Origin of the sequence: Buttiauxella sp., from assembly GCF_049686335.1 — a bacterium.
Classification (GTDB): domain Bacteria; phylum Pseudomonadota; class Gammaproteobacteria; order Enterobacterales; family Enterobacteriaceae; genus Buttiauxella.
In genome coordinates this window covers 1-13,468 of record NZ_JBAVHX010000015.1, presented here as the reverse complement: position 1 = coordinate 13,468, position 13,468 = coordinate 1, and the positions used below count along the sequence as shown (strand labels likewise).

Here is a 13,468-nt window from a genome sequence, read left to right as displayed (position 1 = left end):
CGTCATCCACCATTTCCACCTTCTATAATTACTTCACACTCGCCCGCAATAATTTCTGCAACGGATAAACCGCGGCAATCACCACTTCATCCTGAGTTTGCGCGGCCTCATCGAGCTGTTTCTGAATGGCATGATATTCATCCGCACTCAATGATCCCTGCTTCGCCACCAAATCCGTTAACCGCAGCCCCATGCCCGCCAGCTTATCGACATTTTCTGCCACCGGTTTTAATGCCTTGAGCTGATAATTACCGTCGATGAGTTCCAGCACATCTGGCGTGTTGCTTTGCCAGCGGGAAAAGGTACGACGCAGTGAATCCGCGCTGTTACCGTCTTCCGGATCGGCGATCAGTTTATCGACCCACAGATCCAGCGCCCGCACCTGGCTGCTTTCCGCTGCTAACGCATCGGCAAAACGGTTTAGCGGTTCGAAGTGATGATAATTACCGGCCTGGAACTTCAGATGCTGACGCGTGTAGTACTGCGCCGGTTCAACGGCCTGCGCCAGAATTTGCAATGGCATGATGTCCGGCGTGCCTGCAAGACGCGTCAGCTGTTGGGCCGCTGCGGTATGCTGCTGCAAACCTACAGAAACGCTCGACCAGGCGTCTATCGCCTGCAAACGCTGGTACATGTTATCGATGTCTTTCACGTCTTCCGTCGACCATAAACGCTCTGCCACCGCAAAAGTACGCGGCCACAGTTTAATATCCAGCAATGGCGATATCACGTTTTCAGCCCACAGCGCCGCTTCGCCACCGAGAATATTGGACATCTGTTCCGGCGTTGGCACCACCGGCTGGATCCCGTCCGGCACATTATCCAGTTTCTGACCCGTCGCCGGATAACGCACGTTGCCCACCAGCAAATAGCCGCTCAATTTATCTTTATCGAGGGTTAATACCGGGCGGGTTTCCCCCATCCAGGTATCCACGGTAAAGGTCACTTGAGTCGGGCTTAACCAGTCGATATCACGCACCGCACGACGGGATTTCCCTTTGAAGTCGATGAATCCGCGCCACGCCGTTTTGCTGTTGACCAGGGTAAAACTGCCTTCTACGGCGCTGCCTTTCAGACGCGGCATACTGAAGAACCAGCTCTGCGCGCTGTCAGCCTCAGTGATTTTATCGATGCCATTCAGCCCTTGGGGCAGGATCTCATTGCGATAGTGATAAGCGGTGGACTGCGGCTGATCGACGTAAAAGCCGGTGGAGAGAATGCCCTTATAACCGTTCGCCGCCACCGATCCTAACGCGTCCTGCCCTTGCCAGGATTGGATCAGAATATTTTTCGGCAGATCCGGGTGATAGATCTCATCCCACCCCATCATTTGGCGATGATGTTTTTCGAGGATCTTCTCCAGCCGCTGGTTGAAGTAAGTCTGCAAAGCGTGGGTGTCAGCCAGATTATGCTGTTGCATAAACGCCTTAATTGGTGCTGACGCTTGCCATTGCGAGTCATCCACTTCATCGCCACCGATGTGCAAATAACTGTCCGGGAAAATGGCCGTCAGCTCACCAATCAGCGTATCAACAAACTTGTAAGCGGCTTCGTTGGTCGGGTTAAGCAGCGGTTTTAATACGCCCCAATGGCGCTCCATTTGGTATGGCCCTGGCGCACTCATCAATTCCGGATAAGCGACGGCAATCGCCGAAGCGTGACCTGGCAAGTCCATTTCTGGCACTACCCGAATACCGAGCGAGGTCGCATAGCGCACCACTTCTTTCATCTGCGCCTGGGTATAAAAATCCCCATCACTCGCCAGTTGCTGCAGTTTTGGATAAGCGGTAGAAGCAAAGCGCCAGCCTTGATCGTCGGTGAGATGCCAATGGAAAACGTTCATTTTTGCGGCCGCCATGCCGTCTAACTGGCGCAAAATATCTTTAACCGGCATGAAGTGTCGAGCGGAGTCGACTAACAATCCGCGCCATGGAAAACGCGGCTGATCTTTGATGGCGACAAACGGAATGGCGGTGTTTTCAGGGCCGTTCTGGATCAGCTGCAACACAGTTTCCATGCCGCGCATGGCACCAAAACGCGTATTGGCTGTAAGTTTTATCCCCTCCGCAGTCACGCTTAATGCGTAACTTTCATCACTGCCCAGTTTCGGCAGTGGTGCGACGGCATTTTTGATTTGGATGTCTATGGTAGGTTTTTCAGGGTTGGCCTGTGCCGGTTGCAGTTGCCAGCCCGTTTGTTGGGAAATTCTTTGCCGCCAGCGGTCGATTGCTCCGGGCAGTTTATCGCCGTTAATGTTGATGGAGATGGCGTTGTCGAGAATCAGTTCGCCTTCGGCAGCTGGACGCTCAACCTGTTGCGGCCAGGGCATTAAGGGTAAATCGCCAGCAGGACTTGCCCAGGCCTGGCAAGTTGCCGCGATACACCCAGCCAACAGGCTCAAACGTATTGATTTAAACATGAATATTCCTTTCACAATGACGGGCCAGAAAAAAGCAAAAACAATCTGGTAACACGTGTAGAAATATTCATCAAGATTATGGCGAGATGCAGATCACATCCCGCTGATATTTCCTGTACCCATTAGCATTCGAGTTGCAGGCGTGTTGGGTAGATTACTGCCAGCCGTAACGGCGGCTATAGATGCCTTTTACGCACTGAGTCAGCGTCATGTATCCCGCAAGGATAGCAATCAGCCATGGGAAGTAGCTCAGCGGCAACGCCTGAAGTTGCAAATAACTTGCCAGCGGCGAGAACGGCAAGGCAATTCCGACCACCATCACCACCAGCGTCATCACCATCAACGGCCAGGCGGCGCGGCTTTGAATGAATGGAATGCGACGGGTACGAATCATATGCACAATCAATGTTTGCGACAGTAATCCCACCACGAACCAACCCGACTGGAACAGGGTTTGCGCTTCCGGCACGTTGGCCTTAAACACCCACCACATGACGCAGAATGTCACAATATCGAAGATGGAACTGATCGGCCCGAAGAACACCATGAAGCGCCCTAAATCTGCCGGGTTCCAGCGCTGCGGTTTCTTGATTTGCTCGTCATCAACGTTATCGAACGGGATCGCCACCTGGGAGACATCGTACAGCAGGTTCTGAATCAGTAAGTGCAGCGGCAACATCGGCAGGAACGGCAAGAAGGCGCTCGCCACCAGCACGCTAAACACGTTACCAAAGTTAGAACTGGCGGTCATTTTGATGTACTTCAGCATGTTAGCGAAGGTTCTGCGCCCTTCAATCACGCCCTCTTCCAGCACCATCAGGCTTTTTTCCAGCAGGATGATATCTGCCGCTTCACGGGCAATATCCACCGCTCCATCCACCGAGATACCAATGTCTGCCGCACGCAGAGCTGGCGCATCGTTAATGCCATCGCCCATAAAGCCCACCACATGGCCTTCGCCACGCAGCAAACGCACGATGCGCTCTTTGTGCATTGGTGTGAGGCGGGCAAACAGCGTGGTACGTAATGCCAGCGCGGCAAGCTCCGCATCTTCCATATTCTCGATATCGCTGCCGATAACCACGTCGCCGACATCCAGCCCGACTTCACGGCACACTTTCGCAGCGACCAGTTCGCTGTCACCGGTCAGGATCTTCACGGCAATTCCGCTTGCTTTGAGAGCTTTCAAGGCAGGCGCAGTGGTTTCTTTCGGTGGATCGAGGAATGCGATATAGCCTTCGAGAATCAGATCCGATTCATCAGCACGACCGTAATCTTCACTACGTGCAGGCAGGAATTTGCTCGCCACGGCGACCACACGCAAACCCTGGCGGTTCAGATCGTCCGTCACGCGGCGAATACGCGCCAACAAGGCGTCGCTGAGCGGGACGATTTCGTCGCCGTAACGAACCTGTGTGCAGACATTGAGGATCTCTTGCAGCGCACCTTTGCAGATCAACTGATGCACTTCTGGCTGTTCGGAGACCACGACCGACATACGGCGACGCTCGAAGTCGAAGGGGATCTCATCCACTTTTTGCCAGCGTTCTGCGGCACTGCGCGCGCACTCTTCGTCCACTCCTTCCAGTACCGCCACATCCAGCAGGTTTTTCAGGCCAGTCTGGTAGTGGCTATTAAGCCAGGCGGAATGCAAAACGTGGTCGCTGACCGTGCCGAGAATATCGGTATGAGATTCCAGAACAATGCGATCCTGAGTGAGCGTCCCGGTTTTATCGGTGCACAGAATATCCATTGCGCCAAAGTTCTGAATCGCATCAAGGTGTTTGACGATGACTTTCTGTTTAGAGAGTTTTACCGCGCCACGTGCCAGCGTCGAGGTGACGATCATCGGCAGCATTTCTGGCGTCAAACCCACCGCAACAGAGAGCGAGAACAGGGCTGCCTCCCACCAGTCGCCTTTGGTGAAACCGTTGATCAACAGGACGATTGGCGTCATCACCAGCATGAAGCGGATAAGCACCCAGCTCACACGGCTGATACCTTTCTGGAACGCATTCGGCTCACTTTCTTGCTGAGTCACACGCCCGGCAAGTTGACCAAACCAGGTGTTACCGCCGGTGGCGATAATCATCGCAAGCGCCGTTCCGCTCACGACGTTGGTGCCCATAAAGCACAGCGTGTCACTTTCCAGCGGGTTGTTGTGGGACATATCACGGCTGACCGCAACCTTTTCAACCGGTAACGATTCGCCAGTCAGCGATGCCTGGCTGACGAAGAGATCGCGCGCCTGCAATACGCGCAGATCGGCTGGGATCATGTCCCCTGCGGCAAGTTTAACGATATCGCCAGGCACCAGTTGGTCGAGGGGAATTTCCACAAACGTATTTTCACCCTTCTCGTCAATGGCTCGCAGCACCGTCGCGGTGTTGCTGACCATCGCTTTGAGTGTATCGGCCGCTTTGGTGGAGCGCGCTTCCTGTACGAAGTTCAGCAATGTCGCAATCACTACCATTAGCGCAATCACGCCTGCGGCAAAAAGATCCTCAGTCGAGTAGGAAAAAATGCCGAGAACCGTCAGTAACAAGTTGAAAGGGTTACGATAGCACTGCCACAAATGCACCCACCATGGCGACGCTTTCTGCGCCGGGATTTGGTTCAGGCCATGACGTTCGCTAGCGCGTTCAACTTCTTGCGCATTCAATCCTTCAGGATGGCTATGGAAATCGAGATACAGCTGTTCTTCGGACGCTTGCGCATATTTCAGGCAGGCTTCGCTCAGTGAAGCGGGGATCTCGTGCGCATGTGCAACGGTGTTATCGTCGAGCATCACGTCGCGCTGGATCAAGCGACGAGGCAAGTGGCGGCTGAGTTGTGCAAACAACTGCCGGGTCAGATTTTTTAACAGCATAGTAGTCCCTCGGCCCCACGCAATGCGGAGCCTGGTGACATGCAGGCGCGGCTAATCCTTACCTTGCAGGCCAAATAATGTCTTCAGCAGGGATATCGTTGATTGATACAAGATAGATCTCTGCCTTACGCAATCCGGTAAGGCAAGAAGGGAGTCTTACCGGATTATTCCTGTTATTACAGGGTCTGGACTGGGATCAGGTTCCATGTCGCCTCCGGTTAAAAAGATGTTGAGATTCGCTACCGTCTTAAAGACCGTGTCGGATGACGCTGCGCTTATCCGACCTACGAAAAAAACTTCAAGCCGTTGCAGGGTGGATAAGCGAAAGCATCATCCACCATTCTCGTTCGAGTCGCGTGCATTTTACGCCCGTGAAACTAAACCCAACGTAAACCAGATTTTTTACGTTGTGGTATCGTTGGCTAGCCTTAATTCTAATGAGCAATTGATTGCCGGGAACCAACACATGCATAACCGTCTCACCATCAAAGATATCGCCCGTTTAAGCGGTGTGGGTAAGTCTACTGTCTCGCGCGTTCTGAATAATGAAAGTGGGGTCAGTGCCCGTACGCGCGAGCGCGTGGAAGCGGTGATGCAGCAGGAAGGTTTCTCCCCTTCTCGTTCGGCTCGTGCGATGCGTGGGCAGAGCGATAAAGTGGTCGCGATTATTGTGACGCGTCTGGACTCGCTCTCGGAAAACCTCGCGGTTCAAACCATGCTGCCATCGCTCTACGAGCAAGGTTACGATCCGATCATGATGGAAAGTCAGTTTTCCCCCAAACTGGTTGAAGAGCATTTGGGCATCTTGCAGCGTCGTAACATCGACGGTGTAATTTTGTTTGGCTTCACCGGGATAACAGAGAAGATTTTGCAGTCATGGCAGTCGACGCTGGTTCTGATGGCCAGAGATGCCAAAGGATTTGCCTCAGTGTGTTATGACGATGAAGGGGCGATTCATATTTTGATGACGCGCCTTTATGAACAAGGGCACCGGCAGATTAGCTTCCTCGGCGTTCCCCATAGCGATATCACCACCGGTTACCGCCGCCATCAGGCCTATCTCGCTTTCTGCGACAGCCACCAGCTGACGCCTAATTTTGTACTGCCGGGTCTGGCCATGAAGCAAGGCTATGATCATGTCGCGCAAGTGCTGACTCCCGAAACGACCGCCCTGCTGTGCGCCACCGATACTCTCGCTTTAGGTGCGAGTAAATATCTGCAAGAACATCAATGTCCCAACCTGCAACTGGCGAGCGTCGGCAGTACGCCGCTGATGAAATTCCTCCATCCAGAGATAGTCACCGTCGATCCGGGTTACGCCGAAGCCGGTCGTCAGGCCGCAAAGCAGTTGATCGGCCAAATCACACAAACCTGCGATCTGCAGCAGATCGTTATCCCCGGATCATTGCAGTAATTCCTCGTTGTTGACGGTTTATTGTGATCGTCTCCGTGTTTCGGGAACGTTCCCATTTTCGAGAAAAAGATTAATAGTTAACCTTGCTGGCAGATAAAACCACACCTCTCTGGGGCATCACAAAATGGCCAAAGTGAAACAACAACATATCGACAAGCTGATAGAACTTGTCGGCGGACGCGCCAACATCGCAACCGTGAGTCACTGTATTACGCGTTTGCGTTTTGTACTGAACAACCCGGCCGCTGCATCGCCAAAAGAAATTGAAGAATTACCGATGGTGAAAGGCTGCTTTACAAATGCCGGACAGTTCCAGGTGGTGATTGGCCCGGAAGTGGGTGATTACTACCAGGCGCTGATCGCCACTAGCGGCCACAGTAATTCAGACAAAGAGCAGGCAAAACTCGCGGCGCGCCAGAATATGAAATGGCATGAACGGATGATCTCCCACTTCGCTGAGATCTTCTTCCCACTGTTACCGGCTTTAATAAGCGGCGGTTTAATCTTAGGTTTCCGCAATGTTATCGGCGACTTGCCGATGAGTAACGGGCAGACGCTCGCGCAAATGCACCCGTCGTTACAATCGATTTATGACTTCTTATGGCTGATTGGCGAGGCGATTTTCTTCTATTTGCCGGTAGGTATTTGCTGGTCTGCAGTGCGAAAAGTGGGTGGGACACCTATCCTTGGGATTGTACTTGGCGTCACGTTGGTCTCACCACAGCTGATGAATGCCTATGAATTAGGTAGCAAAATTCCTGAAGTGTGGAACTTTGGCTGGTTCACCATTGAGAAAGTGGGTTACCAGGCGCAGGTCATTCCAGCGTTGTTGGCAGGCCTGGCTTTGGGCTTTATTGAGACGCGTCTGAAACGCATCGTGCCAGATTACCTCTATCTTGTAGTAGTGCCTGTGTGTTCACTGATTCTCGCGGTCTTCCTGGCACATGCGTTTATCGGCCCGTTTGGTCGCTGGATTGGTGATGGTGTGGCCTTTGCGGTTCGCCACCTGATGACCGGCAGTTTTGCCCCGATTGGTGCCGCGCTGTTTGGCTTCCTGTACGCACCGCTGGTGATTACCGGTGTGCATCAGACCACGCTCGCCATCGATATGCAGATGATTCAGAGCATGGGCGGAACGCCAGTTTGGCCACTGATTGCGCTGTCTAACATTGCTCAGGCATCAGCGGTTGTCGGCATCATTATTTGCAGCCGTAAACATAACGAGCGTGAGATTTCAGTACCGGCGGCGATTTCTGCCTATCTCGGTGTGACCGAACCGGCGATGTACGGCATCAACCTGAAATACCGCTTCCCGATGTTATGCGCGATGGTTGGCTCGGGTCTGGCTGGTTTGCTGTGTGGTTTGAGCGGCGTGATGGCGAACGGGATTGGCGTGGGCGGTTTGCCTGGCATTCTGTCTATTCAGCCGCGTTACTGGGAAGTTTATTCCCTCGCGATCCTGATCGCGGTGGTGATCCCGATTGTATTGACCAGCGTGATGTACAAACGCAAATACCGTCAGGGCACGTTGTTAGTGGTGTAGGCGGTTCACAATCAATGGTGGATGACGCTAACGCTTATCCACCCTACAACTCATTTTCGTCGGTCGGATTAGCGTTAGCGACATCCGACATCAGGGGCCATCGTGGCCCCATCGTTTTAGGAAAGTGCTATGAATACAACTCCTCCATGGTGGCAGCATGGTGTCATCTACCAAATCTACCCGAAGAGTTTCCAGGACACGACTGGCAATGGAACCGGTGACTTAATCGGCGTTATCAAACGTCTTGATTACCTGAAGTTGCTGGGTGTTGATGCCATCTGGCTGACGCCGTTTTATGTCTCCCCGCAGGTGGATAATGGCTATGACGTCGCAAACTACTGCGCCATCGATCATACCTACGGCACGCTGGATGACTTTGATTTGCTGGTTGCAGGCGCACACGAGCGCGGCATCCGCGTCATTCTGGATATGGTGTTTAACCATACTTCCACGCAGCATGCCTGGTTCCACGAGTCGCTTAACAAGGACAGTTCCTATCGCGAATTTTATATCTGGCGCGACGGTACGCCGGATATCTTGCCGAATAACTGGCGCTCTAAATTTGGCGGTAATGCCTGGCGCTGGCACGCAGAGAGCGGCCAGTACTATCTGCACCTGTTTGCCCCGGAGCAGGCGGATCTCAACTGGGAAAACCCTCAGGTGCGTAATGAGCTGAAAAAGGTCTGCGAATTCTGGGCCGATCGTGGCGTTGATGGCCTGCGCCTCGACGTGATTAACCTTATCTCTAAAGATCAGGATTTCCCGAACGACATTGAAGGCGGTGACGGTCGTCGTTTTTACACCGACGGGCCGCGTATTCATGAATATTTGCAGGAGCTCAGCCGCGATGTGTTTGTCCCACGTGAGTTGATGACCGTGGGTGAGATGTCTTCCACCACGCTCGATAACTGCCAGCAGTACGCCGCGCTCAACAGCAATGAGCTGTCGATGACGTTTAACTTCCATCACCTGAAAGTGGATTATCCTGATGGACAGAAATGGGCGCTGGCAGCCCCGGATTACATCGCACTGAAAGCGATTTTCAGCCACTGGCAACAGGGCATGCACAACGTGGCGTGGAACGCACTGTTCTGGTGTAACCACGATCAGCCGCGCATTGTGTCGCGCTTTGGTGACGAAGGCGAACTGCGTGTTCCGGCGGCGAAAATGCTGGCGATGGTGCTGCACGGCATGCAAGGCACGCCGTATATCTATCAGGGCGAAGAGCTGGGGATGACCAATCCACACTTCAAACGCATCATTGATTACCGCGATGTCGAAAGCCATAACATGTACGCTGAACTGCGCGCACAAGGCCGGGACAGCGATAATCTGCTGGCGATCCTCGCCAGTAAATCTCGTGATAACAGCCGGACTCCGATGCAGTGGGATGCTGGCGAAAACGCAGGATTCACCACTGGCACACCGTGGATAAACCTGTGTGACAACTATCAAAGCATCAATGCCAAAGCCGCAGTGAATGACCCTGACTCGGTGTTTTACGCCTATCAGCAACTGATTAAATTGCGTAAAGCGAACCCTGTTTTCACCTGGGGTAGCTATCAGGACCTGCTGCCGGAGCATCCGTATCTGTGGTGTTATCGCCGCGAATGGCAAGGCCAGACGCTGGTGGTTGCCGCAAACCTCAGCCGTGAGAATCAGTGGTGGATGCCTGAAGCCTTCGAAGGTAACTGGGAAGTGCTGATGAAGAACTACTCTGATGCGGCGGGTAAACCAGGCGAGATGAGCTTACGGCCATTTGAAGCGGTTTACTGGTTGCAGTAATAGAGTTATATCAAGTTTGAATAAAAGCCCTATTGGGCTTTTATTTTTTATATCTGTGATTCACAGCAAACCCATCAATAAAATAGTAACAAAATTAAAATCATTATGGCGCTGGTGTTGGAAGCTCAACAATAACCTTGCATATAGCTTGCCCTAATTTAACATCATCAACCACATCATCAACTAGTAATGTAGATTTATTGATGCCCTTGCTTTTATCGATGGATGACAAACTATAGAGGTTTATATAATTGTTGACTAGCTCATAGAATAATATCCCATCAAAACCTTTTACCAGTTCATCCTTATACCCCCCAATAATACTGCTGAGTCTGTTTATATATTTTTTATTTTTCAATGTACCTTCTAACAACTGATTATTTATCTCATGCGGTTTAGTTTTGAGATAAAACACATCAACACTGGTTCGCATTCTTGACTTGATTTTACCAAAAGTAATATCACACGTAGGAGACAACTCATTGTCCACACCATAGTGTTTTTTAAAGTAGCTATCGATATTGTCCTTCAGGACTACGCCAGATGTCATGGGGACAACGACTAAAAAGAGGCCGCCAGGTGAGCCAGAAAAAGATAACCTGGAATATAAAGAGAAAAAGAAAAATATCATAATAAATAACATCCTATGTTTCATAGACCACCACCTTCATTCGAATTTGATTGAAGGCCTATCCCAAAAACATGTGTGTTTTCTTCATCTACATTAATTAAATTTAAATCATTATTTATATTCTCGTACCCTACTGGCAGATAGAACTTGTAAAATTTTTGATATTTACCATCAAAACTGGCTGTTATGTCAGTCAATGAATACTCTGAAATTTTTAATGTTCCACCACCAAAACGACTACCACCCTGATTACCACCCAGGGCGGCTATTCCTCCCGAAACAGACCTTCCATATACAAATGTTATATGGCCACTACCCGTATCAGCATGTGTTGAATTATTATAGTTTTTCAATACCATGATCGCGCCATATACAGGTTCACTTATTTCATAAAATTTGGTTGACTCATTCACTGGAAATTGTGAAGAACGTGTATTGCTACGCGCATGATAGTAGTTGGCACAATTCAAACAATAAGTTACAAACGAAGCACACCATGCAGTGCCTCTTAATGTTCCAGTACTTTCAGCAAGTACATGATAATTATCCTCAATATCTCCTTCCCCCATTCCATGCCATTCTTTTGCCTCACGTATTGCTATTTCCATCCACGGAGCTAGATCAGTGTTACTCCCAATATTTGCCTGTGGAAAGCCGTTATCAGAAGTTCCTGTTGATACGTGTTGTTGAGTTTTTTTTGGTGTTTGTTGTGCCTGTGCGACATGAGGCTTGCTCATACCACCAGGTACTTTAAGTTTCTGACCAACTGCTATCACATTCACATTCGTGATGCCATTCAGATTAGCAAGCCTTTTCACTGTGGTATGAAGCCCTCTGGCTATTTTCCCGAGCGTATCACCTTTTTTCACCAAGTATTCTTCTGTCGATTTTTCACCCTCCTTATGTTCTCCAGTTTTTGCTATGAAATTTTGACCATTTTTTAACAACAATATATTTTTACTGCTTTCACCAGCAGTGGTTGAAAAGATACTTTCATCTTTTCCATTGAGATTTGTCACAAAAATACTGATGTTTGTTCTATCAGAAAAATGAGCGATAGCAGGCAATTCCCCATAGTTATTCGTATTCCATTCATAGGTACACTGATCAATAACCACTTTAACTCTTTCGTTTGAAATAGGTCTATTGCCATCAGAAAAAATGATGTTTGTTGTAGGTACTGCATTTTCTTTCTGGGTGTTCTTTTTATTATAATAACCCTCCATCTTTTTTATGGCTTCCATCACTCGCTCTAGAATTTTATCATCCATATTTTTTATACAATCAGAACCTTTAACATTAGCTTCATCAATAATAAAAGTGGAGTATTGCTGCGGATTATTTCCATCCTTAGATGGAGAATAGGCCTCAGTAAGCTCATCAATCGTATAGTCTTTATAAGTCATTTTGAGCAATAGTTTCAAGGCTTGCCAGCCCGTATTATAATCAGGGAAGATCATAAACTTTCCACTTTTTGTGACTGCAATACCAATTTTAAATACATCACAAACTGATGTTTTGGAAGGCCTTATATTTCCTGGATTGAAAAATCGCCAGCATGGGTTACCTCCTGTTCGTAAATATCGGGTGCCGTCTTCTGCGATAAATTCAGCGGTCAAAGTGGCCATGTCATGTTTAACACTAACGAATTTCATCATTTTACCTGTTATTTTTCTGAGGTTTTTTCTAATTTACTGGAAAGCAATAAAACAGCAGTGAAGTGATTTGCAGTAAAAGCCAGTGTTAGTTTCCCTGATGCAGTGACGTGTTTATTTATTAAGTTTGATGAAAGGCCAGAATGAGGAGGGAATATGGTGATATCTTTATTCCAATTCGGAAACGATTTATCTATATCAACCACACACTCTAGTGGCTTATCTAACTGAATAATCCATCTGTTAACAGATTCTGATTCATCGCCTAAAGATGGATATGTTTTATACACAAGAATGCCAGTAAGAGTTGTTATATCCCCATTCTGTAAGCAGGTAGCCTGGGAAAAAAATGAAATAAAACAAAGAAACAATATTAATGAGCGCATTTTATTTCCTTAGAAATAATTTTAAAAAAAACGAAATCATTCATCATTTCCTATGTCACCCACAATTTTCGCTATTAATTCTGAGGGTAGAAAATTCCCGTCATCCATATCAATTTTATCAATGTAGGGATCTGCATAAAGCGTCTCAGCGAACAGAATATCTTCAGCTATATTTCCTTGCGGACTATCAGTCACGTTAATGTGTAATACATTCCATCCTACCTCTCCGAGTGCAAGGCTGAATTCATCCGGCTCATTAGATTTAATTCTCGGGGTGCGACCATCGTCACCTATACTGCCTTGCGAAACTATATTTCCTATACTGTTTCGTATTACATATAGCTTATTTATCGCATCTTCACTTAAGGCAAACCTAAGACTTTGCGGCTTAGGTTCTGACTCAGATGATTTTGTTTTTTCTGCACCATTTCCTCCGGAATCTTCCCCAGAGTTTCCACTCCCGTCCTCATCCTCCGGAGGCTCATCTGCTGAATCATCCTTATCACTCAGATGGCTCAATACCGCTGCCTGCAACGTCTGCACCGGTGTCCCCGGACTGCCGCCGCCGTTGAGATTGATTTTCAGGCCGGTGATATCCACGCCGCCGGGATGAATGACGATGAATGAGCCGCCCATTTTCAGCGTGATTTTGCTGTTGCTCTGCAGCACGATATCGCCCTGAGCATCCACACCCAGCGCACCCGCCACTTTCTGCGCCAGGTCGCCTTTCACTTCCAGGCTGTGACTGCCCTTCACCAGGCTGATA

General features: G+C 49.4%; 8 protein-coding genes and 1 pseudogene. 3 read left to right on the top strand and 6 right to left on the bottom strand.

What is annotated here, in order from left to right; translation table 11 throughout:
• Positions 1-28: 28 nt before the first annotated feature.
• Together WBL83_RS12420 and mgtA are read right to left on the bottom strand one after the other, a co-directional pair.
• On the bottom strand, positions 29-2,419 hold the full coding sequence (locus WBL83_RS12420) for a beta-N-acetylhexosaminidase (protein WP_424589437.1): 2,391 nt from the start codon (positions 2,417-2,419) through the stop codon (positions 29-31).
• A 154-nt stretch (positions 2,420-2,573) separates the two neighbouring features.
• On the bottom strand, positions 2,574-5,288 hold the full coding sequence (mgtA, locus tag WBL83_RS12415) for a magnesium-translocating P-type ATPase (protein WP_424589436.1): 2,715 nt from the start codon (positions 5,286-5,288) through the stop codon (positions 2,574-2,576).
• Between the two features lie 466 nt (positions 5,289-5,754).
• Between mgtA and treR the strand changes: the two genes are divergently transcribed.
• The 3 genes from treR (at position 5,755) to treC (ending at position 10,030) form a co-directional block, all read left to right on the top strand.
• Positions 5,755-6,702, top strand: a complete 948-nt coding sequence (treR, locus tag WBL83_RS12410; protein WP_424589435.1) for a trehalose operon repressor TreR — start codon at positions 5,755-5,757, stop codon at positions 6,700-6,702.
• Between the two features lie 124 nt (positions 6,703-6,826).
• Complete coding sequence (gene treB / locus WBL83_RS12405; protein WP_424589434.1) at positions 6,827-8,245, top strand: PTS trehalose transporter subunit IIBC; 1,419 nt, start codon at positions 6,827-6,829, stop codon at positions 8,243-8,245.
• A 129-nt stretch (positions 8,246-8,374) separates the two neighbouring features.
• Positions 8,375-10,030, top strand: coding sequence for an alpha,alpha-phosphotrehalase (treC, locus tag WBL83_RS12400; RefSeq protein ID WP_424589433.1), 1,656 nt, complete (start codon positions 8,375-8,377; stop codon positions 10,028-10,030).
• 103 nt (positions 10,031-10,133) lie between these two features.
• On the opposite strand, the gene WBL83_RS12395 is transcribed toward treC, so the two are convergent.
• From WBL83_RS12395 to WBL83_RS12380, 4 genes and pseudogenes are all read right to left on the bottom strand, one after another.
• Positions 10,134-10,685 (bottom strand): hypothetical protein, encoded by a 552-nt coding sequence (locus tag WBL83_RS12395; protein ID WP_424589432.1) that lies wholly within the window; start codon positions 10,683-10,685, stop codon positions 10,134-10,136.
• The gene (locus tag WBL83_RS12390) at positions 10,682-12,319 is read right to left on the bottom strand and encodes a LysM peptidoglycan-binding domain-containing protein (RefSeq protein ID WP_424589431.1); all 1,638 of its coding nucleotides are present in this window, start codon (positions 12,317-12,319) and stop codon (positions 10,682-10,684) included. The genes WBL83_RS12395 and WBL83_RS12390 overlap by 4 nt, the downstream gene beginning before the upstream one ends.
• Positions 12,320-12,327: 8 nt before the next feature.
• Positions 12,328-12,702, bottom strand: coding sequence for a DUF4431 domain-containing protein (locus WBL83_RS12385; RefSeq protein WP_424589430.1), 375 nt, complete (start codon positions 12,700-12,702; stop codon positions 12,328-12,330).
• 36 nt (positions 12,703-12,738) lie between these two features.
• Positions 12,739-13,468, bottom strand: a pseudogene (locus tag WBL83_RS12380) (hypothetical protein); the annotation flags it as partial.